This window comes from Parablautia muri, from assembly GCF_009917485.1.
GTDB classification, from domain to species: Bacteria; Bacillota; Clostridia; order Lachnospirales; family Lachnospiraceae; genus Suilimivivens; species Suilimivivens muri.
The window spans coordinates 18,140-42,872 of record NZ_QZDT01000024.1 but is presented as its reverse complement, the minus strand read 5'-3'; the positions used below and the strand labels follow the sequence as shown (position 1 = coordinate 42,872).

23 protein-coding genes are annotated in these 24,733 nt (G+C 40.9%); 19 read left to right on the top strand and 4 right to left on the bottom strand.

The annotated features are described in order from the left end of the window. The first annotated feature begins 210 nt into the window (after positions 1–210). The 5 genes from D5281_RS14510 to D5281_RS14490 all read left to right on the top strand — a co-directional run bounded on the left by D5281_RS14510 (position 211) and on the right by D5281_RS14490 (position 4,519). On the top strand, positions 211–489 hold the full coding sequence (locus D5281_RS14510; protein WP_160560848.1) for a CD3324 family protein: 279 nt from the start codon (positions 211–213) through the stop codon (positions 487–489). A 296-nt stretch (positions 490–785) separates the two neighbouring features. Continuing rightward, positions 786–1,358: a DUF1062 domain-containing protein gene (locus D5281_RS14505; RefSeq protein WP_160560847.1), complete on the top strand. Its 573-nt coding sequence runs from the start codon at positions 786–788 to the stop codon at positions 1,356–1,358. 150 nt (positions 1,359–1,508) lie between these two features. Continuing rightward, positions 1,509–2,162 carry a response regulator transcription factor gene (locus D5281_RS14500; RefSeq protein ID WP_160560846.1) on the top strand — a complete coding sequence of 218 codons (654 nt, stop codon included), beginning with the start codon at positions 1,509–1,511 and terminating at the stop codon, positions 2,160–2,162. Beyond that, the gene (locus D5281_RS14495) at positions 2,159–3,559 is read left to right on the top strand and encodes a HAMP domain-containing sensor histidine kinase (protein WP_160560845.1); all 1,401 of its coding nucleotides are present in this window, start codon (positions 2,159–2,161) and stop codon (positions 3,557–3,559) included. Before D5281_RS14500 ends, D5281_RS14495 begins: the two co-directional genes overlap by 4 nt. Before the next feature lie 117 nt (positions 3,560–3,676). Further along, positions 3,677–4,519, top strand: coding sequence for a hypothetical protein (locus tag D5281_RS14490; RefSeq protein WP_160560844.1), 843 nt, complete (start codon positions 3,677–3,679; stop codon positions 4,517–4,519). Positions 4,520–4,564: 45 nt separating this feature from the next. On the opposite strand, the gene D5281_RS14485 is transcribed toward D5281_RS14490, so the two are convergent. After that, positions 4,565–6,274, bottom strand: coding sequence for a LysM peptidoglycan-binding domain-containing protein (locus D5281_RS14485; protein ID WP_160560843.1), 1,710 nt, complete (start codon positions 6,272–6,274; stop codon positions 4,565–4,567). 283 nt (positions 6,275–6,557) lie between these two features. Here D5281_RS14485 and D5281_RS14480 point away from each other — a divergent pair, with 283 nt between their 5' ends. The 6 genes from D5281_RS14480 (at position 6,558) to D5281_RS14455 (ending at position 12,051) form a co-directional block, all read left to right on the top strand. Continuing rightward, positions 6,558–7,544 (top strand): ROK family protein, encoded by a 987-nt coding sequence (locus D5281_RS14480; protein ID WP_160560842.1) that lies wholly within the window; start codon positions 6,558–6,560, stop codon positions 7,542–7,544. A 5-nt stretch (positions 7,545–7,549) separates the two neighbouring features. Then, positions 7,550–8,146: a sugar O-acetyltransferase gene (locus D5281_RS14475; protein ID WP_160560841.1), complete on the top strand. Its 597-nt coding sequence runs from the start codon at positions 7,550–7,552 to the stop codon at positions 8,144–8,146. A gap of 110 nt (positions 8,147–8,256) precedes the next feature. Next, positions 8,257–8,844, top strand: coding sequence for a DUF1349 domain-containing protein (locus tag D5281_RS14470; protein WP_160560840.1), 588 nt, complete (start codon positions 8,257–8,259; stop codon positions 8,842–8,844). 504 nt (positions 8,845–9,348) lie between these two features. Then, a complete protein-coding gene (locus D5281_RS14465; protein WP_160560839.1) occupies positions 9,349–10,038 on the top strand; it encodes a helix-turn-helix domain-containing protein in 690 nt (229 codons plus the stop codon). 10 nt (positions 10,039–10,048) lie between these two features. After that, a complete protein-coding gene (locus D5281_RS14460) occupies positions 10,049–10,777 on the top strand; it encodes a LytR/AlgR family response regulator transcription factor (protein WP_160560838.1) in 729 nt (242 codons plus the stop codon). Continuing rightward, complete coding sequence (locus D5281_RS14455; RefSeq protein ID WP_160560837.1) at positions 10,774–12,051, top strand: sensor histidine kinase; 1,278 nt, start codon at positions 10,774–10,776, stop codon at positions 12,049–12,051. The genes D5281_RS14460 and D5281_RS14455 overlap by 4 nt, the downstream gene beginning before the upstream one ends. A 253-nt stretch (positions 12,052–12,304) precedes the next feature. On the opposite strand, the gene D5281_RS25755 is transcribed toward D5281_RS14455, so the two are convergent. Beyond that, complete coding sequence (locus tag D5281_RS25755; protein WP_277935375.1) at positions 12,305–12,433, bottom strand: hypothetical protein; 129 nt, start codon at positions 12,431–12,433, stop codon at positions 12,305–12,307. Further along, positions 12,405–12,977, bottom strand: a complete 573-nt coding sequence (locus tag D5281_RS14450; protein WP_160560836.1) for an accessory gene regulator B family protein — start codon at positions 12,975–12,977, stop codon at positions 12,405–12,407. The genes D5281_RS25755 and D5281_RS14450 overlap by 29 nt, the downstream gene beginning before the upstream one ends. Positions 12,978–13,271: 294 nt before the next feature. Between D5281_RS14450 and D5281_RS14445 the strand changes: the two genes are divergently transcribed. Then, positions 13,272–13,595 (top strand): helix-turn-helix domain-containing protein, encoded by a 324-nt coding sequence (locus tag D5281_RS14445; protein WP_160560835.1) that lies wholly within the window; start codon positions 13,272–13,274, stop codon positions 13,593–13,595. 39 nt (positions 13,596–13,634) lie between these two features. Here the strand turns inward: D5281_RS14445 and D5281_RS14440 are convergent, their stop codons facing one another. Then, positions 13,635–14,009: a TIGR04086 family membrane protein gene (locus tag D5281_RS14440; RefSeq protein WP_160560834.1), complete on the bottom strand. Its 375-nt coding sequence runs from the start codon at positions 14,007–14,009 to the stop codon at positions 13,635–13,637. 218 nt (positions 14,010–14,227) lie between these two features. On the opposite strand from D5281_RS14440, the gene D5281_RS14435 reads away from it, so the two are divergent. The 7 genes from D5281_RS14435 (at position 14,228) to D5281_RS14405 (ending at position 24,725) form a co-directional block, all read left to right on the top strand. After that, positions 14,228–15,544: an HlyC/CorC family transporter gene (locus tag D5281_RS14435; protein ID WP_160560833.1), complete on the top strand. Its 1,317-nt coding sequence runs from the start codon at positions 14,228–14,230 to the stop codon at positions 15,542–15,544. A gap of 89 nt (positions 15,545–15,633) precedes the next feature. Then, positions 15,634–15,777 (top strand): six-cysteine ranthipeptide SCIFF, encoded by a 144-nt coding sequence (gene scfA / locus D5281_RS14430; RefSeq protein ID WP_022351575.1) that lies wholly within the window; start codon positions 15,634–15,636, stop codon positions 15,775–15,777. Between the two features lie 132 nt (positions 15,778–15,909). Continuing rightward, on the top strand, positions 15,910–17,301 hold the full coding sequence (gene scfB / locus D5281_RS14425; RefSeq protein ID WP_330585041.1) for a thioether cross-link-forming SCIFF peptide maturase: 1,392 nt from the start codon (positions 15,910–15,912) through the stop codon (positions 17,299–17,301). Positions 17,302–17,501: 200 nt separating this feature from the next. Further along, the gene (gene secD, locus D5281_RS14420) at positions 17,502–19,757 is read left to right on the top strand and encodes a protein translocase subunit SecD (RefSeq protein ID WP_160560832.1); all 2,256 of its coding nucleotides are present in this window, start codon (positions 17,502–17,504) and stop codon (positions 19,755–19,757) included. 146 nt (positions 19,758–19,903) lie between these two features. Next, on the top strand, positions 19,904–21,691 hold the full coding sequence (recJ, locus tag D5281_RS14415; protein WP_160560831.1) for a single-stranded-DNA-specific exonuclease RecJ: 1,788 nt from the start codon (positions 19,904–19,906) through the stop codon (positions 21,689–21,691). Positions 21,692–21,798: 107 nt separating this feature from the next. Continuing rightward, on the top strand, positions 21,799–22,752 hold the full coding sequence (gene pfkB / locus D5281_RS14410; protein ID WP_277935374.1) for a 1-phosphofructokinase: 954 nt from the start codon (positions 21,799–21,801) through the stop codon (positions 22,750–22,752). Positions 22,753–23,129: 377 nt separating this feature from the next. Continuing rightward, a complete protein-coding gene (locus tag D5281_RS14405; protein WP_160560830.1) occupies positions 23,130–24,725 on the top strand; it encodes a Mur ligase family protein in 1,596 nt (531 codons plus the stop codon). Positions 24,726–24,733: the final 8 nt, after the last annotated feature.

Below are 24,733 nucleotides of genomic sequence, written 5' to 3'. Positions count from 1 at the left end.
GAACTGTTAAAGAATGTAAAGTTAATTTTAACAGTTTCTTAGGGCAGAGAGATTCCATAAAGCTGAAAGAAAGGAGACTGGTGAATTTATGCTTAATCCTATCGTTATGGTTGCGTAAGCAGGGCTATCGCAACTTTATTACTAAAATGTGAATAAGTGTTGTGGCAGGCCTTGCAGTTCCTTAAAGTAAGTTTATCATAGGAGTGCAAAATGGGCTATAAGAAAGCAACACATGTTCTGCCGGAAGAACTGCTTGTGAAGGTTCAGGAATATGTCGATGGAGAATTTATTTACATTCCCAGAGTTTCGGAACACAAAAAAAGCTGGGGTGCGGCAACCTCCACCCGTCAGGAATTACGGGATAGAAACAAATGTATTTATGATGACTATCTGGCCGGGAAAAGCATGGATTTTCTGGCTGACAAATATTTTTTATCCTTAAAAAGTATTCAGAGAATTATCGGACAGTTAAAAAAAGAATATAAATAATAAAATGGGCTGATATGGATGATAAAATATCAGTCCATTTTGTTATAATAAGCTCTCTCGCGAAGCGTGACAGTGCTTGTTATCTTTATGGACAGCTATCTTATATTTGCTTATGAAAAGAGTATTAGGTTGGGAGCAATCTAAAGGGAATGCTACAATTTTTCTACAGATTTTTGAATCTATTAGCCGGCCTGCGAAGCAGCCACATGGAGGTTCGTGTGAAAAATAAATTTTTCACACAACAAATTTGTGCTTTCACCCAAATTTGAGGACATTGGCAAGAATGGGGGATTAAGATGAAAAAAGTAGCTTGGGAGATACAAAGCCTTTCTTTGCTGCCAGTATTAAAATACTGTAAGAAATGCGGTAAAAAGAATGTATTTGTTTGCTCAGAGCAATTCAGGATAAATGCCCAGCGGAAAAGTTTGGATGTTTGGCTGATCTATAAATGTTCAAGCTGCAACACCACATGGAATGCAGACGTTTATTCCCGGGTTGTTCCACAGGCCATTCCCCAAGCCTTGCTAGATGGATTTTGTAAAAATGATAAGGAGCTAGTGAAGCAATATGCCATGGACAGCAGTTTTTTACAGAACCATGGTGTGGAAGCAGGTTTGCCAAAATACTCAATTTTAGGAGAGCGCTTTTCATTCAGTGAAGATACAGAGGTAGAAATAAAAAATCAGTATTCCCTGCCCATCAGGATATCTTCTGCTGTGAGAGAAAAACTACATTTATCACAAAGAGAATATTTACAGTTGGTTTCCGAAGGACAAATTGAAAGTGTTCCTGGGCAGAACCTAAAAAAAGCGAAATTGAAGGCCAGAACAGTCTTGATCTTAAAAGGAAAAAAGGGCAAATTTTTATAAGTAAATCTGAAAGAAAAAGGAGAATGGTTGCTGCATTACCCAAAAGTAGTATAATAAATCAAAGAGACATTAAATTAATTTTACAATTTTGAAACATTTCTGATGTATACTTTTTATAATATGAAAGTTTGAAAAGGGAGTGGATAAAAATTGGCTGAAATACTGATTGTGGAGGACGAGCTTTCCATCAATGAATTGATACGCAGAAATCTAAGCCTTACAGGGCATCATTGCACGCAGGCTTTTGATGGACTATCTGCGGCTGCTTTGCTGGAAAAGGGAGGTTTTGATTTGGTTGTACTGGATATTATGCTGCCCGGACTAGACGGTTATCAGGTGTTTGAAAGAGCCTTGGGGACTCCGACCATTTTTCTGACAGCAAAAAGTGAATTGACGGATAAGCTGAAAGGACTGGCTATGGGAGCGGATGATTATCTGACAAAACCTTTTCAGATGCTGGAACTGGCGGCAAGGGTGGAAGCAGTACTGCGGCGGACAAAAAAAGTTGAGACAGAATTCAGAATGGGTGACTTGAAATGTGATTTTAACAGACACCAGGTTTTCCTAAATGGAATAGCTGTGGAATGTACGCCCAAAGAATATGAGCTGCTAGAGGTATTAATCAGAAACCGTAACATTGCCCTTTCCAGAGAAAGGCTTTTAGATATGGTGTGGGGATATGATTTTGACGGAGGCACCCGTACCGTGGATGTCCATATACAAAGGCTGCGCCATAAACTGCATTTGGAAAAGCATATCAGAACAGTATATAAGCTCGGATATCGTTTGGAGGTTCATGAATGAAAAAAAAGATTTTTTTTGTTGCGTTGGTTCTCTTTATGGTATTTCTCAATTCTATGATTCTGATGGTTTCAATTATTATCCTTAAGGATAAACTTTCTGTTTTCCGTGATAAATGTCTGGCGGAGCACTATGTTATCGCTTCCTCTTTGATTGGAGATATGCAGGCGCTAGAACAGAGGGGAAATAATGTGGAAGAAAATATAGATAATCTGATGCGTTTGTATTCCCGGTATCTGCAAGGAAAGGGAAACGGACTTGGGGTGGCTTTTTTGGGGGAATGGATTTACGAAAGTCCTGCATTTGCGGCGGAAGAAAATACGATACGTTTGCCGGATACAGGATACAACCAGGAAAGGCTTGTATATATGGAAAATGGGAACCGCCCTGTGCTTTGCGTTTATGGCAGTTTTCCGGCTCCGTGGCAGGATTACGGACTGATGTATATGGGGGATCTGAGCGATATCGTTGGGTCATGGCGTCATACGAAAAATATTCTTTTTCTTACCGGCGCTGGGACAATGCTTGTGATGTCGTTTTTTCTGTTTCAGTTTTTGAATATTATATTTCGTCCGTTAAGGCAGATTTCCAGTACATCTGCCAAGATTGCAAACGGAAATTATGGCAGCAGGATTCCGGTACATGGAAAGGATGAAATTTCCAGTGTAGCGCATAATTTTAACCTTATGGCCGGGCAGGTGGAAACGCAGATTCGCCAGCTTGAGGATGCCGCGGAGCAAAAGCAGCAGTTTATTGACAATTTTTCCCATGAATTACGAATTCCGCTGACGGCAATTTACGGATATGCGGAATATATTCAAAAGGCGCTTTGTTCAGAAGAAGAACGTTATGAATGTACGCAGTTTATCATGTCAGAGTGCGGAAGGCTCCAGAATATGGCTTATCAACTTCTTAATATGGCATTACTTGGCAGGGATGAAATGAAAGACGGGGACTGCTCTTTGAAAGAACTTTTTATACAGTCAGAAAAGATCATGCATTTAAGGGCGGCGGAAAAGAGGGTAAAGCTGACTTATGATTTATCTGACGATTACATTGTCAGGGGAAACATGGAACAGCTTCTGATACTGACAAATAATCTGATTGATAATGCAATAAAAGCAAGCGGGCAGGAAGAAGAAATCCGTATTTTGGCTTATTCGGAGAAATCTAATATTGTAGTGGAAGTGGAGGATCATGGGATTGGTATGGAGGCGCAGCAGGTATCCCATATCACAGAGGCTTTTTATCGCATTGATAAGGCCCGCAGCCGCGCCGCAGGCGGAGCAGGGCTTGGACTTGCTATCTGCGAGAAAATCATACGGATTCATCATGCGGATATGTCATTTATCTCCAAACCGGGAGCAGGGACAAGGGTGAAGCTGTCTTTTCCTGTATAAAGAGAAATTTTTAGGTAAATAAATTTTTTACAAGTCCGTAATAACTCGGATACTTTTTTGATACGGAAAGGTTTTATAGTGTATCTGTCAAAACAAATAGCAGAAAGGAGTTTCACTATGAAACAAAAGAACATTTTAAAATTAGCAGCAGCAACATTTGCCATAATTGGCGCAGGCACTATCCTTTTTAATGCAGCGGGAGAGGTAACTCTGGCGGCGAACAATGGAAAAGTGGAGAAAGTACCGACCAGCTATCAGGTTTCGGACATCCCTGAAACATCATTGCCAAAGTCCGAAACAAAAGAGGAAGGAGGCGGAAAAGAAGTAAACTATTTCGTAAGTATGGATAGTTTGAATACCGGAACGCCCACGGATACGGATTTGACGATGGAAGAAGCAGCTGAAATAGGAGCCCAATATTTACGAGATATTTACGGACTGGATTTGGAAGGCGCTTATGTATACATGAGTTATTCTCCGGGAACTGAAACGTTCCCCCGCGCTTTTTGGGTAGGGGATGTTCTGTTTGAGAAGGAGCAAACACCTGAGAGCACAAGATGGAACTATTTGATAGACGCTGTGACAGGAGAGCTTTTCGATATTTGCTATGGCAGACAGTTAGATGTAAGCGTCCCCCTTGGCTATGATTCGGCCCTGGAAAAAGACTATCATCTCTATGCGGAGCTTGCCCAAAAGAAAACGGAGGAGTGTAAGATGATGGATAGCCCGGTAGAGAGGGTTGAGTACAATTGCCAGGGCTATTCCGGAAACGATCCAGCGATTACGATGGATGTCATTGGCAAGAACGGAGAAATCGTCAATATCACTTTTTCACGGTATGACCAGACGTTTTTGGGGCTCAGTACGGACACTTCACGAAAAATATCGGAGTCCGCACTGATGCGACTGGCCGGAGAGGCAGTGGAGTCTGAGACAGAGAATTTAGAGATGTCCAAATAACGTGGACATCAAGAAACACAGAGCAGTAAAAACTCACAAAATGGATTAACGCAGGTTATAAGGCGGATCATATCCCTCTCCATTTTCAAAACGTACTTGTTCTCCATATATTTCAATAAATCGGGCATTGGGAAGCAATGACTCATCAGGCACTAAATTTTTCTCGCCCCATATCCTGGACAGAAACAAATAGTGTATCTCAGGCAAATCCGCCAAAAAGTCATAGCTTTCCACATTGCCTGTCTTTAGTGTCAGATAAGCCAGATGGGGACAGTTGCGGAGTATGGACAAATCTGTGATTCCTTCAAAATATTCGTTATATTGCTTCTTCCAATACCAGCCGCCCATGCGCAGCGAACGAAGTTTTGTAAGCTTTCCTAAAAAATCTACATTCTCTACCTGTGTATCGGCAGATTGGATATCCAGGTTTAAAACCCTTAAATCGGTTAAGTTTTCAATACAGGATAAATTTGTGATACAGGGAGTACGCAGTATGACATTTAGACTTTTCAGCTCACGGAAGTGCTTTAAATCCTCCAGGGTGTTAAGAAGCCGTTCCTTTACCGGCGGATACAGGGTTATATCCGTCCCATTGTTCGCACTTCCGTTTAGCTGCACACGCATGTATTCTTCTTCGGTGCCATTGTCAACGGAATAATAAGAAAGATCCATTTCCTCAATTCCCGCAAGATCACCGGCTGTCATATCTCTTTCCATGAAAGCCTGCTTTTCCTCCTCTGTAAGCTGCCACAGGTTAGACAGTTCTTCCCGCACCAGTTTTTCAAGCTCCGGCGCCTTCCACTTAATCACATCATCATTCGGGTAATCCTCTGCCTGCAATAGCGGTCCCGAATAGAGCCTTTGCATGGCGTTCACGAAGGGATTCCGAAGCTGTGGGTATTTCCAATCCTCTGAGCCCACATAATCCTGCGCTTTCACGTAATATACCCCCGGGTCTAAAAAGCGCACTGCCGCATAGAAGGTTTTTCCTCTGATTAACCCAAGCATACTTTTTGTACAGCGCTGCTTCTCACACAGGGCAAAGGCTTCGCTTTGGGTGGTCGTGTTATAACAAAAATAAGCCATGATGATATATTCCTTGTCTCCGGCATCAAAAGTAAAATGATAGCCGCATAGACTGCCTATGCCGGTCACCTGATATCTCTCAAAAGAAAGGTCAGACACCAATTCCCCGCAGATTTTCTTGCTGCATCTGCGAACCTCATCCTTAAATTCTTCCCAGTGTACGTAAGGGTCTGCTTCCTTCAGGTCATTTTCATAAGGTACACTTGCATAGATCCAATAAGGAGAATTAAAATTTCTGTTGCCATAGGAATCCTCAAGCTTAAAGGCATCTTTGCCTACAATGACGTCATACCTGAATTGATTCTGCGAAATATGATCTTCGATTCCAGCCTTTGTGTACAGAGTCTTCTCCAGTTGGAGCTGTGAGCCTGGCATGAGATGCTCCGGCATACTGACCACATCCGCATTATCATCCAGGATCTTCTGATAATATGTGCCATCGCCCCAATAAGACTCAGAGATATCCCAGAGAGTATCACCGGCCTTAACAGAGTATGTCTCTTTACTGACAAATTCAAGATAGTGCGTTTCTTCAAGATTCTCAGGTTTTTCGTCTGTCAAAATGTAATCTTTATTTTGACCCATATAAGCGTGACTGCTTAGTGGGATGCTAAGCAGCATTATAATAAAAATGATGGCTTTTATACCGAACTTTAATCGTTTGTCCATAGTCTGTCCCCTTTTCCTTTGCTGTATATAAGACACATTTATTATAAACCTGTGTTGCATCATTTTTGCATCATAAAGGAGATGTTGGGAAAAAGACAGTGCCAATTAATCCCTGATTTTGTATTTGACAATGATTATTATAATGGTTATAATAATGAGGATAAACACTGTCACGCTTCGTGAGCCAGGTTATTGTAATAAAAGCAGCTTGGAAGTAAACCTCCAAACTCTTTATTGGTGGCAGTATCGCAAGCATAGCTTGCGGTATGCAGGGAGTATAACTATGAATAATTCAGCTGACATACGCAAAGAAAACAAAAAAACAATCTATCGTCTTATGCTGGGTGGAGGGACATACACAAAGCAGCAGGTAGCCATTGGGACCGGGCTTAGTGTGGCCACATGTAATACGCTGCTGAACGATATGCAGAGGCAGGGAATTATCCTCGGAGGGGACAAACTTCCAGGTGAAGTGGGAAGAAGCTCCATTCTTTACCGGATTAGGGAGGATCATGAATCCTACCTGGCAGTTCATTTTTACATGGAGCAAGGAAGGCGTTTTATTGAGACGCTGGTGTTTTCCGCTGTGGGGCGTATTATTTTCCGCGAAAAGCAGATGCCTGAATATGTAGATTATGAAGAAATTGAAAAAGTAATTGCCAAAAGTGTTGGGCAGATTCCCAATATTACCCGTATTGTTGTCGGAACCCCCAGCATAGCGGAAAACGGGATTATAAGGCATTGTGATATCCCGGAACTGGAAAATACGCCTCTTAAAGAAAAATTGGAAGACAGGTTTCACATCAATGTTTTGATTGAAAATGATATGCATCATAAAGCATATGGGTATTATATGAAACATGACGATCAGGATGCAGTGATTACGCTGGCATATTTCCCAGAGCATATCCTTCCGGGGACAGTCACGATTCATAAAGGTACGATTATAAAAGGCGCAAATTGCTTTGCCGGTATGACAGGATTTCTTCCATACAATATAAGCCGTAAAGAGCTATTAACAATGCTGGAACCTGAACGCTGCATGCCCTTTATCGCACAGTCGCTGAGTGCAATTATTGTGTTACTAAATCCCGGTCTAATCGTCCTGACAGGTTCCCTGATTAGCCCGGGCATGCTGGAATGTATCAAAAAAAAATGCGGAGAGAGTATTCCACCGGAATATATGCCGAAGTTTAAAGCAGTGGACAGCTTTGACGAATTTTATGTTGAAGGAATGTATCAGTTAGCAGTGGACAGAAAGGAGATTTGACGATTATGACGGAAAAAGAAAAATGTGCGGCAGGCATGCTCTATGATGCAAATTATGATGAAGCTTTGATACAGGAAAGGCAAATCTGTAAGGATATTTGTTTCGAATATAACAATACTAAGCCTTCGGAGCTTCGAGATAAGAAAAAAATACTTAAAAAGCTGTTTGGAAAAACAAAAGGGGAATTTACAATACAAGCTCCTTTTTGGTGCGATTATGGATATAACATTGAGCTTGGGGAGAACTTTTACGCCAACCACAATCTGATGATTTTGGATGGCGCAAAGGTTACATTTGGTGACAATGTTTTTATTACACCTGACTGCGGTTTCCACACAGCGGGACACCCAATTGATGCAGAACGCCGAAACAAAGGACTGGAATACGCTTATCCGATAAGGGTAGGTGACAATGTTTGGATTGGGGCAGGTGTGCAGGTTTTACCCGGTGTGACAATTGGAAATCATGTAGTGATTGGAGCAGGAAGCGTGGTAACAAAGGATATTCCAGACCATGTGATTGCGGTGGGGAATCCATGCAAAGTGCTCAGAGCAATTACGGAGGAAGATTTCAAAAATGTATTTATGAATAAACAATCTTAAAAGCAACAAGATGGATAATAGCCTAACTGGCTGTTAGGCATATCAACCATAAATATATTGTAATAGAAAGGAGCTGCAAGCATAGCTTGCAGTATGCGGGAGGTATGAAAATGAACTTTAACACAACAGATTTAACATGGACAAGGGAGCCAAAAACATTTTCTGTCAGCGAGGATAAAATAACAATTCAGACAGAGCCAGGTACTGATCTGTGGCAGAGAACTTATTACGGTTTTCAAAATGATAACGCTCCTGTCCTGCAAATGTGGACAGAGGAAAAATATTTTTCTTTTGTTGTAAAAACAGAATTTGACAGTAAACGCAGATTTGACCAATGCGGGGTTGTAATGTATCTTGACAGCGAAAACTGGCTGAAGGCTTCCATTGAATATGAAAATGATACATACCAGAGATTAGGAAGCGTTGCAACAAATCACGGATATTCAGACTGGGCTACAACGGATATTGATGCGTCCATCAAAACAATGTGGTATCGATTGAGCAGGAGAGAATCAGACTACTGTATAGAGTGCTCACAGGATGGTATTCAATTTAAACAAATGAGAATCTGCCATATATGGGAGGGCGCGGAGAAAATCAGGTTTGGAATATACGCCTGTTCGCCAGAGGAATCTTCCTTTGAAGCAAGGTTTTCGTGTATGGAGCTGACAGAATGTAAGTGGCTGGCACATAAATAAAACTAATTTACACATAAATATTGAAATTTATATTGCTAACTATGAGACAGGAAAATGATTGATGAATGATTGTTTTCCTGTTTTATTTCCTGATCCGGCCCGCAGAGAGCAATAGGAAGGGTTTGGGACAGAGATCAACATAGAAGCAATTACTCTTAAATTTATATATTTAACTTCATGTTTCATCATAATAAGAATACTATAATTGGGAATCATATTTTGTAATACTGTTACCATATTTTAAAAATAATGAATGTAAAATATAGAAATTGTATAATACGAGGTTTGTAATTATACATAATGCTATTTAACAGAGAGAAATTTTTTACAAAACAGCAGAAAAATAGCGAAGGAAAATTATTTGCGATATAAAATGATTCCATATACGGTATTGAATATTATTACATAATGCGTAATAGTCAAATATAGGTCTAAGGTGGGAATAGTTTAATCCCGTAAAATCTATCATAGCAGTACATAATTGATTCGTGAGGGAACGATTTCATGCGTAAACGTTATGATGATTTTTTGCGGCGGCTTAACCAGTATAGACTATGTTTGAATATGACACAGGATGAGCTGAGTAACGCGCTTGGCATCACACAAAGCCAGTTTAGCAAAATAGAGCTTGGAAAAACAATTATGCCCTACAAGACATTGGAACTTCTTGAGGGCATGGGCTGGGATGTAGACTACCTGGTTACAGGTAAAAATTTTGATAGAGGTGCTTCAGAACTAAATACCATATTGCAGCAGGTTGAAGAAACAAATAAAAGGGAAGTTCTAAGCGCAGTTGCATGGCTTTTAAAGCAGGGTATCGGCATATGCTGTCCGAACCTGAGTTCTGAGTGCAAATGTGAGATGGAAATATTGCAAATGCGCGCAAATAGTGAAAGCCCTTGTTCGGTACTGTACGAGGTTAGACAAATGTTGGACGTGGCGCAGGCGATCATGGCAGAAAAGCTTGGTGTAAATATCAAAAAATATCGTAAGCTGGAAAAGAATGAGGCATGTCCTGATGTGGAACTATTGTTCCGGATATATGAGGTTACAGGGTGTAAGCCCAGCCTGATTTTACATAATGATCATGTGGAAAATATCATAATAGATGATCTTTGGACTCAGATAACAGTACCTATCCAGAGTAAAATACTATCACTTACAGAACAGGTATTATGGTTTATCAGAATGTAAAGCAGTACTTATGAAAAAGACAGTATTAATTATTGAAGATAACAAGATACAAATAGAAATGCTTAAGAAGCTGGTGTTGGAGATAAACACAGGGATAACGGTTTATACGGCATCGGATGTAAAGACAGCCTATAAAATTCTCATGGAGAAGACAATTGATGTTTTCCTGGTAGATATCATATTGGATACAACACGGTCAGGAGATACATCAGGAATCAGACTGGTTGAAAGAGTCAGGACGATTCCGAAATACATGTTTACCCCTGTCGTGTTTATCACATCCCTGGAAGATACGACCAAGTATGCTTACACCGACTTGCATTGTTTGGGTTATGTAGAAAAGCCTTTCTCTCCAGAGAACGTTAAGCAGCTTGTGGAGAAGGCTTTATTTTTTTCTACCTGCAAGGAGGAGGGCAAAGTATTCTGCTTTCGAAAAGACGGAATCTTATATCCGGTTAAAGTAAAGAACATTATTTATATAGAAAGCCGAAACCGCGCAGTTGATATACATATGGTAGAAGGCGGTACATTGTCCATTTCTTATAAAACCTGCAAACAGCTCCTGGATGAGGTTGATGCGGACTGTCTGATACAGTGCAGCAGATATGCAATTGTCAATAAAGATTATGTTTTAAATGTGGACATTGCGAATAGATTTATAACGCTGAAAGGTGTGGAAGAACAGGTTGAAATCGGGATTACTTATAAGAAGAAAATATTAGCGGAGTATGGGTTATGATTACGAATATTTGTTTGTTGTTGGAAGTGTTGACGATAGTTTTTTGTGTACATGCTTTGTATGGCGAAAAATTTAGACTAGATATTTCTACCGTAAGCTTTTTGGCTACATATATGATAATTTTAACGATGGTAAATTATTATGAATTACCTCAACAGTATACTCTAATTATGTATCCTATTATGTTTATATATTGTGGAATAAGATTTGAATTTAAAATTGCATGTATATTAATAAATATGGTACTTTGTATTATAATTGTTGGCAGCATTCAAATGGTAGTTTCGATACCATTTTTACATATATTAGGTTTAAATTGGTTTGAAAATTATCGATTATTATTTATCAATTGCTTTGCATTTGTGTTAGTAACATTTTTACTGCCAAAATGTAAAATTAGCAGAATTATGAATTTTTTACATAGTAAAGAGAAAATAGAAAATGTTATATTGATTATATGTATAGTATTGATAGCTTTTTTGCTTTTTAGATATAAAGAAGCGAATGTTTTTTTTATTGATCAAGCAATGTTGTTGTTCATAAGTATAGTTTGTACTTTGATATTAGCGGATCAAGTGGGGAAATACAAGATAAAAACTAAAGAAGTTGAAACCGAATTGAAAATGCATAAATTATATGCAGATTCTTTTCAAGGATTGATTGAAAACATTAGGTTAAGACAGCATGAATTTGATAATCATATTAATACCATTTATAGTCAACATTATATTTATGATACATATGATGAGTTAGTTAAAGCTCAGGATACATATTGTAAAATAATATCAAAAGAGAACCAGTTTAATAAGCTTTTAAAGGCTTCTAATCCTATTGTTGCTGGATTTTTATATGGTAAATTTATGGAAATAGACAAATTAGGCATTGACATAGACTACCGTATTAAAATCATAGAGTCAAATATAGAAATCCCTGTTTATAAAGTTGTGGAAATTTTAGGTGATTTAATAAATAATGCGGTGGAAGCAATAGAGAAGACAGATGGGGTAAATAAACTTTACGTTTCTTTGACGGAAGATGCAAAGCTTGAAATTGAAGTTAGAAATGAAAGTCCTTATATAGATTATAATGAGATTGATAAGTTCTTTGTGAAAGGATTCAGTAGTAAAGGAAAAGACAGAGGTTTAGGACTACATAATGTTAAGAAAATTTGCGATGAATATACTTTAAATATTTATTGCGAGAACGTTAAAATAGATGATGCCAACTGGTTATCATTTAAAGTGGTAAAAGATAAAACATCATCCTATGACTAGAATATAGTTATAGGATGATGTTTTATTACATAAAGAATCGTAAAAGAAATATAACAAATAAATTACATGAGGGTGTAAATAATTATGTGTCTTTGGATTTTTTCCTTAGCAGATTTTTACCAACTATAATTAGCCGGAAACCTAGCATTTATAAGGGCTTGTGGGCTCTGCCCACACCCGGCCTCTGGAATAAGGTGGAAGGGTAAAGACACAAAATTAAAAACACTACCAATTACATTTTGAGAGCAATTAATTATTGCTCTGTTGGATATTCATATTCTCCAAAAAAAATCATGCTTGCAATATCGTAGCCAACTAATATACCTAATGCCATACAAGCCGTCAATAAAGGCTTAGAAATTTTCACAAGTTTCCCCTTCATAATGAAATTCTCCTTTCTTCTTTAGTATTTTTGCAGTAACAAGCTGCAAAGTATTTAATATAATAACCCAAAACCCAACAGTAACATAAGGATTCTCAGGTACTATATACGTGAGAGTTAAATAAAAGAAAATAATTACAAATGCCTGCACCTTAACCCGCTTGGTGCATTTTTCATTTAATGGGCGATGCACCTTAGAAGTTACCGGCCCAATATAATAGTTGCCAAGCATACATATAAATAGAAAGATTAATTGAAACACCTTGTTTATTTCGAAAAGGGGCAGCACCATTAATGCTAAAAACATATAAGAAAACGTAACCAGAAAACAAGTAATATACTTCTTACAATGCAGCCCTCCTGTAGCCGTTCTCAAAAGCATCATCACCGCCACTGCGAAAACATATCTTCCCAAATCATTGTGAAAAATAATTCCCATTATCAACAGTTTACTCAGCTCAGAGCCTATTGATTTAAACGTAAATGCCAGTTGTGCAATTTGGTAATCACTAAATTGATACTGTTCTTTTAAAAATTCGTTCATATTGTTTTCCTTTTCATATTTTTGTCCTTTCTCTACCACAAAAAAATTTTATATTATTTTTTGAAATTTATGCTTCTTTTTGATTAAATGATATAAAACTTGTATTAATTTGTCGATATTTGTCACAAATTGTCAAATAATCTAAATTGAGTAACGATAACATGCAGTTCAGCAAAATTAATTCGCTTTTCCGACAAAATATGCTAAAATTTTTTATGGTAAAGCATGCGTGCCTGAAACAGGTTAACAGGAACAGGACTGGAAAGTTTGAAGACTTTCAGGATGGAGGTAAAAATGTCATATAAAGACATAGGATTCAGAATACGTAGTCTACGTGAAGCCAATTGTTACACAAGAGATGCACTGGCAGAGAAAGTTGATATATCTGCAAAATTTCTATATGAAATTGAGGTGGGGAAGAAAGGCTTTACAGTGGAAATTTTATATAAAATTTCCAAGGCTTTGAATGTGAGTAGTGATTATATCTTGACCGGGAACGAGAGCAACAAAATACCAGAGAAAATGGTAGATGTGCTTGAATGTTTCAGCCCAAATCAGATGGGACGCGTGCAGGACATACTGAAAGTGGTACACGAGCTGTGCGTGGGTGATGTGTAAAAGGGGATTTAGAGCTGGCTGTACGAAGGCCAGCTCGAATCAACTTATCATACCTCCAAGCATACCACTGCCGCAGCACAGCATCAGTACAGTAATAAAATTTCTTGAGATCTCCCCAATGCCTTGATTGGTCACAATGGAAACTACTGCTAATATGGCGAAGTAAAGGGCACCCATGAGTAGCCCCCACAGAAATTTCCGGCTGCCTTCACGTTTTCCGGCAAGAAATCCGGCAAGAAAGGTGACCAGTATGTAGATTCCGATGATACAGATAGACACAATTTTTTCGGACAGCTCAAATTTGTACAGCATCAGGGCAAGCAAAAGGAGCAGTCCGGTAGTCAGTAGATAGGATATTAGCAGGCATTTTAATATGAAAGTAATTCTTGCGCTTAAGTTGAGTTTCTTTAACATGTCTTCCCCCATTCTTTTTACAAAGAGTTTATAATTTCTTTATACTACAATCATATGTCTGAACTTGACAGAGAATACCCCTATATTGTAATATTTGCATAAGCCGTCCGGAGGAAATTTTTTCAAATATAATTTGCGAGGCGGAAAATGAAACAGCCTAGAATGCTAAAAAATTTAAGCTGTTGAAAAATATATTTTATAAGGAGAGTGGTTTTAATTTGGATACCGATGGTGTCATACAATTGTTTGCTTTATTGATTTTGGTGGGACTTTCCAGCTTTTTTTCATCTGCGGAGACAGCGCTTACCACAGTGAACAGGGTGCGGCTTAAGTCTATGGCGGATGAAGGGAGTAAGCGTGCGCAGACAACGCTTAATGTATTGGATAAGTACAGCAAGATGTTGAGCGCTATTTTAATAGGAAATAACATTGTAAATATATCTGCTTCCGCACTTGCGACTACACTGGCCCTTAAGATTCATCTTGCAGTCGGGATTGCAACAGGAGCTCTGACCATCATCATTTTGATTTTCGGGGAAATTATTCCGAAAAATTTAGCAATGATTTATTCGGAAAAGATTGCGCTTTTTTATGCCTCTATCATAGCAGCGCTTATGAAGGTGATGACGCCACTGATTTTTTTAGTGGATAAGCTGGCAGGCGGGCTGATGGTGCTGCTACATATTGATACCAGCAAAAAAACCGCCATGACAGAGACAGAGCTGCGTACTTATGTTGAAGTCAGTCATGAGGACGGCGTTATTGAGTCGGAAGAAAGGGAAATGATATATAATGTGTTTGACTTTAGCGATGCTGTCGCTAAGGATATTATGATTCCCCGTATTGACATGACGGCAGTGGACGAGGAAGCCACCTATGAGGAAGTTCTTGCGCTTTTTAAACAATATATGTATACCAGAATCCCGGTTTATCAGGAGGATAAGGATAATATTATCGGTCTGATTAATATCAAGGATTTTATACTGGTGGATAACAGGGAGCAGTTTAAAATAAGCGATATTATGCGCGAGGCTTATTACACTTATGAGTTTAAGAAAACAGCGGATCTTATGATGGAAATGCGTGAAAAGCGAATTAACATATCCTTTGTTCTAAACGAGTATGGCGCTGCGGTGGGTATGATAACATTAGAAGATTTGCTGGAGGAAATTGTAGGTGAGATCCGGGATGAATATGATGAGGACGAGGAAGAACTGATTCGTAAGACAGACGAACGGACTTATCTGGTGGCAGGCGGTATGAAGCTAAACGATATCAACGATGAGCTTGGCACATTGCTTGCATCGGAGGATTATGATTCCATTGGTGGACTTATTATAGAAAATTTGGATCGTCTGCCGGAGGATGAAGAAACCATTGTCACGAAAGAGGGCATTACCCTTCAGGTGAAGGGAGTCAGCCAGAACAGAGTGGTGCAGGTTTTGATGATTTTGCCTGAAAAGATAGAGAGTGAAGATACCGCTTTAGTGCAGGACGAAGAAGCGGAAGAAAATATTGTTGAAGATGAAAAGTAACTATGCTATACTGTATCAATATGGAACGCCAGTGAATTTGTGCCTGTGGTACAAACCTGCCGGGCGTTTAAGACATGGAGGATTAAGATATGAAACGTATTAAGACATTAGCAACCAGAGACCTGAAAGAGTCCATGAAAAAGGGCGGCTGCGGCGAGTGCCAGACTTCCTGCCAGTCAGCGTGCAAGACTTCCTGTACAGTAGGAAATCAGAGCTGCGAAAAGGTAAAATAAGCAGCGATTTTAGATGAATGGTCCAGGGAGCAGAAAAATAGGATAGCGAATATAAGCAGCGGCTTTATGTCGCTGCTTATTGTGCGTCTAAAAAATGAAAAATTGCGAACTGGCGGCAGCATGGAGGTTAGAGTGATACATCAGTATAAAAATAACGGCTATAACATTGTGATGGATGTGAACAGTGGGTCTGTACATGTCGTGGATGATGTGGTATATGATGTGGTTCCCCTTGTGGAAGAACTGCAAAATAATAACTGTGGAGAAGAAGAAACAAAAGATAAGGTTTTAGAGCGCCTGAAAGATCGATATACCGGTGAGGATATTTTAGATGCGCTTTCACAGGTTATGGAGCTGAAGGAAGCAGGCATGCTTTATGCGCCTGATATTTATGAAAATTATATCGTAGATTTTAAAAAGAGAGAAACCGTGGTAAAGGCTCTATGCCTGCATATTGCTCATGATTGTAACCTGGCATGTAAGTATTGCTTTGCAGAGGAAGGGGAGTATCATGGACGCCGGGCGCTTATGAGCCTGGAGACCGGAAAAAAGGCACTGGATTTTCTGGTGAAGAATTCCGGAAATCGTATAAACCTAGAGGTGGATTTCTTTGGCGGGGAGCCTCTTTTAAACTGGCCGGTGGTAAAGGAGCTGGTAGCATATGGCAGGAGCCTTGAGAAGCCCTATCATAAGAAGTTTCGCTTTACTTTGACGACCAATGGCGTTTTGCTGAATGATGAAATAATAGAATTTGCCAATCGTGAAATGGCAAATATTGTCCTTAGTATTGACGGCAGAAAGGAAATCAATGACTTGATGCGGCCATACAGAGGAGGCCAGGGAAGCTATGATACGATTGTTCCTAAGTTCCGGAAGGTGGCGGAAAGCAGAAACCAGATGAATTATTATGTGCGGGGCACTTTTACACGGAATAATCCGGATTTTGCAAAGGATGTGGCACATCTGGCAGATTTAGGCTTTGAACAGATTTCCGTGGAGCCTGTTGTGGCGCAGCCTACGGATGATTATGCGCTTAGGCAGGAAGATCTTCCGGCGCTTTTGGAGGAGTATGACCGTCTGGCGGTGGAACTTTTAAATAGAAGAAAAGAAGGAAAGGGTGTTAATTTCTTCCATTTTATGATAGACTTGGAGGGCGGGCCCTGTGTTGCCAAAAGACTTTCCGGCTGTGGATCGGGAACAGAGTACCTGGCGGTAACACCCTGGGGGAATTTATATCCCTGTCATCAATTTGTGGGACAGGAAGAATTTCTTATGGGAAATGTGGACGAGGGTATCACCAGAACGGATATAAGAGATAGCTTTAAATCCTGTAATGTCTACGCGAAAGAGAAGTGCAGAAGCTGTTTTGCCAGATTTTATTGCAGCGGCGGATGTGCGGCCAATTCCTACAATTTCCATGGACAGATTAGTGATGTCTACGAATTGGGCTGCGAGCTGCAGAGAAAGCGTATTGAGTGCGCAATTATGATAAAAGCAGCTTTGGCTGATTTAGAGGGAGAATAAGTTTGAAAGTAAACTTCCAAACTCTTTATCGGTGGCAGTATCGCAAGCAGAGCTTGCGATATATGACAATAGGCTCTGCCTATTGTATGCAAGGGGATGTAAAGATTGAAGGATAAATCTTTCAATCTAATGAGTTTGTGTCTGCGCTGCATCCACAAACTTTGTTATGCGCAAAAAAGCAGCGCAGAAATGAGGATAAAATGAAGAAGAATAAAGCAATTATCATTTTACTGGTGTTCGTATTGCTGCTTGCCGGATTTGGCTACACTGCAGCAGTGGGAATCGGAGCGGATGGTTCAGGATCCGCGGCCAGTATCAATTTAGGCCTTGACTTGGAGGGCGGTGTAAGCATCACCTATCAGGCGGTGGGAGATGAAGCGCCCAGCGATGAGGACATGGCTGATACCATTTACAAACTGCAAAAGCGTGTGGAGGGCTATAGCACGGAGGCAGTGGTATATAAGGAAGGGACGGACAGAATTAATATCGAAATCCCGGGTGTATCAGATGCCAATGCCATTTTGGAGGATCTTGGAAAGCCCGGTTCCTTATATTTTATAGCAGAGCATGACCCGGAGGGGAACCTAAACTATGCACTGATGGGAATGGATGATGCCGGGGAACCGGTGTACACTTTGTATAAATCCATTGAGGAGCTTGAAGCAGAGGGTTCTATTGTGCTGGTGGGTACGGATGTAAAAACTGCCCAGGCAAGAAATATCACCAACCAGATGCAGAACAGTGAGGAAGTGGTTGACTTAACCATGACGGAGGAAGGTACCGCTAAATTTGCGGAAGCTACTACGAAAGCCTATCAGAATAGAGAATCCATAGCAATTTATTATGATGGGGAAATTGTAAGCGCACCCAGCGTTAATGCGGCAATTACAGATGGCTCCGCGCAGATTTCCGGAAGCTTTACTTATGAGGAAGCAGAGCAGCTTGCCTCCACAATCCGTATTGGCGGCCTTAAGCTTGAGCTAGAGGAGCTCCATTCTAAGATAGTGGGCGCTCAGCTTGGCGAGGAGGCTATCTCTACCAGTATTAAGGCGGCAGCGGTTGGATTTGCGATTATCGTCATCTTTATGATTGCTGTCTATCATTTATCAGGCTTGGCGGCCAGCCTGGCTCTTGGACTTTATGTGGAGCTGATCGTTATTCTTTTGGATGCCTTCGAAATTACATTGACCCTGCCAGGTATTGCAGGTATTATCCTCTCGATTGGTATGGCGGTGGATGCAAACGTAATTATCTTTGCAAGAATCAGAGAAGAAATTGCAAAGGGCAAAACCGTTAAATCAGCCATTGATACAGGATTTAAAAAAGCAGCATCTGCTATTTTTGACGGGAACATTACCACCTTGATTGCAGCGTTTGTGCTGGGCGTTTTGGGCTCAGGTACCATTAAGGGCTTTGCGGCAACACTGGCGCTTGGTATCGTGCTTTCCATGTTTACAGCTATGGTAATCACGAAAATGCTGCTGAAATCTTTTTATGCGGTAGGACTGCAGGATGTGAAATGGTATGGCAGCGCGAAGGAACGAAAGGCGGTTGACTTTACTTCCAGAAAGAAAATTTTCTTTGGCGTCTCTATTTTGGCTATTTTGGCAGGCTTTGTATTTATGGGAATCAATCAATCCCAAATCGGCGGCGCCTTGAACTACAGCCTTGAGTTCGTAGGAGGAACATCCACAAATGTGGTGTTTAACGAGGATATGCCGTTAGGGGATATTGATGCAAATATAGTGCCGTTGATTGAAAATATTACCGGAGATGGCAACGTACAGACCCAGAAGGTGGAGGGCACCAATGAGGTAATCTTTAAGACACGTACTTTGAGCACGGAGGAAAGAGATACCTTTGAAAATGTAATGGTGGAAAATTTTGCTGTGGATGCAGATAAAATTACCACGGAAACCATCAGCTCCACTATCAGCGGTGAGATGAAAACAGACGCAGTTAAGGCGGTTGTAATTGCTACTTTATGTATGCTGGTTTACATCTGGTTCCGGTTTAAGGACATTCGCTTTGGCGCAAGCTCTGTGATCGCGTTGATTCATGACGTATTGGTGGTGCTTGCCTTCTATGCGATTGTTAAAGTATCTGTGGGCAATACATTTATCGCATGTATGCTGACGATTGTAGGATATTCTGTCAATGCGACTATCGTTATCTTTGACCGTATCCGTGAGAATATGCAAAATATGGGACGGAAGGATTCTTTGGATGACATGGTAAATCAGAGTATCACCCAGACGCTTTCCAGAAGTATTTTTACTTCCTTGACTACCTTTGTTATGGTAGCCGCATTATATATATTTGGGGTATCTTCTGTTAAGGAATTTGCGCTGCCTCTTATGGCAGGTATCTTGTGTGGCACGTATTCGTCCGTATGTATTACAGGTGCGTTGTGGCTGGTATTGCGGAAATTTTTCCCACAGAAAAAGGCGGCTTAATAATTTCAGTGTTTTCTAAAAAGATAAAATCTGATATAATGAATAAAAGCGTTCCTGAAAGCAAAGTGCTTTTTGGAACGTTTTTTTCAAAGTTTTACAGGTGGCAATATCGAAAGCTATGTTTGCGATAGGCAAGGGGTATCAAGATGGCAAAATGGATGGTGGCCGCTAAACGGGCGGATTTTAATCAAATAGCAGAAAAATATCAGATTACACCTATATTGGCAAGAATCCTTCGAAACAGGGATATCGTAGGAGATGAAGAAATTCACAGATATTTACACGGTGACATAGAAAATTTGTATGATCCGCTTCTTCTGAAGGATATGTCCCGGGCGGCGGAGATTATTTTAAGTAAGATACAGGAAGAAAAGCCTATACGGATTATAGGGGACTATGATGTGGACGGTATTTGCTCCACGCATATATTACTGACAGGCATCAGGGCGCTTGGCGGAAAGGTCGATACGGACATTCCCCACCGAATTAAGGATGGATATGGGCTGAATGAAAGTCTGATTGAGGCAGCGGCGGCTGATGGCATTGATACGATTATCACCTGTGACAATGGCATAGCGGCGTTCTCCCAGATACAAATGGCAAAGAAGATGGGAATGACGGTGGTGATAACGGACCATCATGAGGTGCCCTTTGAAGAAAAAGAGGGACAACGCAGGTATATTTTGCCGGAGGCTGATGCGGTGGTAGACCCTAAGCAGCCGGGATGCGCCTATCCTTTTCAACAGATTTGCGGTGCAGTGGTGGCTTTTAAGCTGATACAGGTGTTATTTGAACGGAACAAACCAACGCAGATGGAGGAAGGAAGATACAGGAATATTTTAGATGAAATATTGGTCTTTAGCGCCCTGGCAACCGTCTGTGATGTGATGGAGCTTAGAGATGAAAACAGAATTATTGTAAAGAAGGGACTTGCCCGAATGAATAACACCAGTAATATTGGACTCAAGGCGCTTCTTATGGTGAATGGATTAGAGGATAAAGCGTTAAGCCCTTATCATGCCGGCTTTATCATTGGTCCCTGTATCAATGCAACAGGAAGGTTGGATACGGCAAAGCGGGCCCTTTCTTTATTTGAGGCAGATGACTGGAAAGAGGCGGTAACGATAGCAGGCGATTTAAAGAATTTGAACGAGAGCCGCAAGCAGATGACGGAAGACGGGGTACAGAAGGCAATAGAGCTGGTGGAAAGGGAGGACATACAGGATAAAATTCTGGTGGTTTATCTGCCGGAGTGTCATGAAAGTCTTGCCGGCATTATTGCAGGAAGAATCAGAGAAAAGTATGGAAAGCCCACGTTTGTATTGACAAAAGGAGAAGAAGGCATCAAGGGGAGTGGTCGTTCCATAGAGGCTTATCATATGTATGAGGAAATGAGCGCCTGCAAAGAGCTTTTCACACGGTTTGGAGGACATAAGATGGCAGCGGGGCTTTCCCTGCCGGACGAGGAGTCAGCAGAGTTATTCAGAAAAAAGCTGAATGAAAGCTGTAAATTGACGGAAGAGGATTTTGAGGAAATTGTACATATTGATGTCCCGATGCCCCTTGCCTGTGCAGACCGCAATTTTATAAATGAGCTTTCTCTTTTAGAGCCCTTTGGGGTGGGAAATCCCAAACCACTTTTTGCAAGAAAAGGAATCAGTCTTCTTTTTGGCAGAAAGATAGGGAAAAATAAAAATGTTGGGAAATACCAAATAGCGGATGAGTATAACAATCGTTATGATATGATTTATTTTGGAGATTTGATAAAATTTGATGCGTTTTTAATGGGACGTTTTGGAAGAAAGCCGGTGGAAAGATTATATGCGGATGGTATCCCTTCCGGGGAGATCACAATCAGTATGGCTTATTATCCGGACTTAAATTCTTATGGCGGGAGGGAAAGCATACAGATTGTTATGCAGCACTACTGTTAGCGTGAAGAAAAAGGGCGATCATCACTTAATCAGGATTTATGTTGTTGTGAATGGATGTTTAAATTCAGCGTGTTATTAGATACGTTATGAAGGCTGATTTTACAAATATGTACAAAAAGAAAGGGGATGAGGATATGATAACAACTGTGACGTTAAATCCGGCAGAAGATAAAACCTTTACTGTGACCAGATTGGTTCAGGGACAGGTCAATCGAATTGACAGTGTGAAAAACATTGCAGGGGGAAAAGGGATTAATGTATCGAAGGTGCTCCGCCAATATGGCTATGATGTACGGGCGCTGGGATTTCTTGGGGGCTATACAGGGAAATTCATAGAGGATTATGTGAGATCAATTGGCGCTGAATGCTTTTTTACCTATGTAAATGGGGAGACCAGAGTCAACATCAATATTCTTTCCCAGGATGGTTATGTAACGGAGCTTTTAGAGCCCGGGCCGGATATAAGGGAAAAGGAATTAAGCTTATTTTTTCATGATTTCGAACAGGGAATTGCTGACAGCGACTTGGTGATACTTTCAGGCAGCGCGCCGGAGCAGGTTCCTGCCACCGTTTATCATGATTTGATTTTGCGGGCGAGAAATAAAGGGAAGAAAGTTATTTTGGACAGCAGCGGTGTTTTTTTGAAGGAAAGTATCAATGCCTGCCCTTATATGGTTAAGCCCAATATCAAGGAGCTTGAAATATTGTCCGGACGGAAGATCAAGAGAATAGAGGATGCCATAGGTGCAGCCCTTCAAATCGGCGGAAGGGGCATTCATCACGTGATGGTTTCCATGGGAGCAAAGGGCCTTCTGTATATCAACGATCGGGAAATTATGTATGCAAAGGCGCCGGAGGTGAAGGCTGTTAATACGGTTGGCTGTGGAGACAGTGTGGTAGCTGCTTTTGCAATGGCCTGTAAGCAGGAAATGAGCAATGAGGAGCTTCTTAAATTCTGTGTGGGAATATCAGCGGCCAATGCCACTACATTAGAGAGTGCGGTGATTCCTATGGATAAGGCTGAGGAGTTGATGGAACAGGTGAAGATAATACGATATTAAAGCTTTTGATAGTTCATTGGCTGGCTTGTGAAGCGAGACGGTACTTGATAGGCTTTACATGCAAAGGCCCCCGGGATTGCCGGGGGCCTTGCATTCTTATGAGGGGGGAGATAGTGAGTTGTTCAACTATCTTAGGTTTTATCATAATGGTAAAATGTGTTTAAAATGTGTCCGATTTATGATAAAAGTCTAAAATCCTCTAAACAAAAAATTAAGCACGTCAAAAGAAATTGAAAACAGATGGCCGCTTTTTAGCATACGTCCTGAAAATAGCCATATATTAACCTAAACAGGGTAAAATAGTTAGTAGATTGAAAAAACCATGCAATCATGATATTCTTATATAAGGAAAAATAGTTTGGAGGCGGAAACTGGTTATGAAATGCAGGGAGTTGTTAGAGGAACTTTCCTATAAATGCGTAAGAGGAAGTGTGGATAAAAAGATAACGGAAGTTGTATATGACTCAAGGAAGATAACAGAGGGTTGTATGTTTATCTGTATCTGCGGTTATCAGGTGGATGGGCATAGTTTTGCCGCGGAGGCAGCCAGTAAGGGCGCCGGGGCAATTGTGGTACAAAAAGAGGTGAATCTTCCGGATGCATGTGACACTGCTGTGATTTTGGTGGAGGATACCAGATACGCTATGGCTTTTATTGCGGCGGCTTATTTTGGGCATCCTGCCGATCGCCTTAAGGTGATCGGCATTACGGGAACCAAGGGAAAGACCACAACTACCTATTTAATAAAGTCTATTTTAGAGCGGGCCGGTTACCGGGTAGGGCTTGTGGGAACCATTGAGACGATGATTGGAGATAAGCATATTCCGGCCAACAATACCACGCCGGAATCCTTTTTGCTTCAGCAATATTTTAAGGAGATGGAGGAGGCAGGGTGTGAAATTGTTGTAATGGAAGTGGCCTCTCAGGGGCTGAAACTTCACAGAACCCAGGGCTTTACCTTTGAGATAGGTATTTTTACAAATTTAGAGCCAGACCATATTGGCCCCAATGAGCATGCGGATTTTGAAGAGTATCAGGCCTGCAAGGGGCTTTTATTTCAGCAGTGCAGGCTGGGAATTGTAAATCGGGATGATGCGCATGTGGAAGCGGTGTTAAAAGGGCATACCTGCAGATTAGAAACTATAGGCTTAGGAGCCATAGAACCAGGTGCAGAGGAATGGGCGGTTCATATGGCAGGTGGCAATCGATTGGAGGAAAGCCTGAACCCTTCTATTGATCTTTATGCGCAGGATTTGAAGCTGGTGAATAAGCCGGGAGAGCTGGGAGTGGCCTTTCAGGTGAGAGCTAACCGATTCCATTTGGATAAGGAAAAAGAAAACCAAAGTCCCTGGCCGGGTGATTTTTCGGTTGAGGTACCTACACCAGGGCGGTTTAGTGTTTACAATGCACTCACAGCGATTGCGGTATGCAGGCATTTTAAGGTGGAAATACCTCAGATTCAAAAAGCCCTGCTTGGAGCCCATGTAAAAGGAAGAATTGAGATGGTGCCGGTGTCCGATCAGTTTACGCTTCTGATTGATTATGCGCACAATGCCATGAGCCTTAAAAGTCTTTTAAGCACTTTAAGGGAGTATCAGCCTACAAGACTGGTATGCGTTTTTGGCTGCGGAGGAAACCGTTCTAAGATACGCCGGTTTGAGATGGGGGAGGTCAGTGGAAACTATGCGGACTTTACAATTATTACATCGGATAATCCCAGGTTTGAAAAGCCGCAGGATATCATAGAAGATATTAAGATCGGGATTCAAAAGACAACCGGTGAATATATAGAGATTTGTGACAGAAAGGAAGCCATTGCTTATGCCATTTCACACGGGCAGCCGGGAGATATTATTGTGCTGGCAGGCAAGGGCCATGAAGATTATCAGGAAATCGAGGGGGTCAAATACCCCATGGATGAAAGAGTTCTGATTGCAGAAATACTGAAGGAGAAACGTGGAGAACGCGGATAAAAGAAAGG

Coding starts and splice junctions, on each gene's coding strand:
- D5281_RS14510 (WP_160560848.1), top strand. CDS start 211: ATGGGCTATAAGAAAGCAACACATGTTCTGCCGGAAGAACTGCTTGTG.
- D5281_RS14505 (WP_160560847.1), top strand. CDS start 786: ATGAAAAAAGTAGCTTGGGAGATACAAAGCCTTTCTTTGCTGCCAGTA.
- D5281_RS14495 (WP_160560845.1), top strand. CDS start 2,159: ATGAAAAAAAAGATTTTTTTTGTTGCGTTGGTTCTCTTTATGGTATTT.
- D5281_RS14490 (WP_160560844.1), top strand. CDS start 3,677: ATGAAACAAAAGAACATTTTAAAATTAGCAGCAGCAACATTTGCCATA.
- D5281_RS14485 (WP_160560843.1), bottom strand. CDS start 6,274: ATGGACAAACGATTAAAGTTCGGTATAAAAGCCATCATTTTTATTATA.
- D5281_RS14480 (WP_160560842.1), top strand. CDS start 6,558: ATGAATAATTCAGCTGACATACGCAAAGAAAACAAAAAAACAATCTAT.
- D5281_RS14475 (WP_160560841.1), top strand. CDS start 7,550: ATGACGGAAAAAGAAAAATGTGCGGCAGGCATGCTCTATGATGCAAAT.
- D5281_RS14470 (WP_160560840.1), top strand. CDS start 8,257: ATGAACTTTAACACAACAGATTTAACATGGACAAGGGAGCCAAAAACA.
- D5281_RS14465 (WP_160560839.1), top strand. CDS start 9,349: ATGCGTAAACGTTATGATGATTTTTTGCGGCGGCTTAACCAGTATAGA.
- D5281_RS14460 (WP_160560838.1), top strand. CDS start 10,049: ATGAAAAAGACAGTATTAATTATTGAAGATAACAAGATACAAATAGAA.
- D5281_RS14455 (WP_160560837.1), top strand. CDS start 10,774: ATGATTACGAATATTTGTTTGTTGTTGGAAGTGTTGACGATAGTTTTT.
- D5281_RS25755 (WP_277935375.1), bottom strand. CDS start 12,433: ATGAAGGGGAAACTTGTGAAAATTTCTAAGCCTTTATTGACGGCTTGT.
- D5281_RS14450 (WP_160560836.1), bottom strand. CDS start 12,977: ATGAACGAATTTTTAAAAGAACAGTATCAATTTAGTGATTACCAAATT.
- D5281_RS14445 (WP_160560835.1), top strand. CDS start 13,272: ATGTCATATAAAGACATAGGATTCAGAATACGTAGTCTACGTGAAGCC.
- D5281_RS14440 (WP_160560834.1), bottom strand. CDS start 14,009: ATGTTAAAGAAACTCAACTTAAGCGCAAGAATTACTTTCATATTAAAA.
- scfA (WP_022351575.1), top strand. CDS start 15,634: ATGAAACGTATTAAGACATTAGCAACCAGAGACCTGAAAGAGTCCATG.
- secD (WP_160560832.1), top strand. CDS start 17,502: ATGAAGAAGAATAAAGCAATTATCATTTTACTGGTGTTCGTATTGCTG.
- recJ (WP_160560831.1), top strand. CDS start 19,904: ATGGCAAAATGGATGGTGGCCGCTAAACGGGCGGATTTTAATCAAATA.
- pfkB (WP_277935374.1), top strand. CDS start 21,799: ATGTACAAAAAGAAAGGGGATGAGGATATGATAACAACTGTGACGTTA.
- D5281_RS14405 (WP_160560830.1), top strand. CDS start 23,130: ATGAAATGCAGGGAGTTGTTAGAGGAACTTTCCTATAAATGCGTAAGA.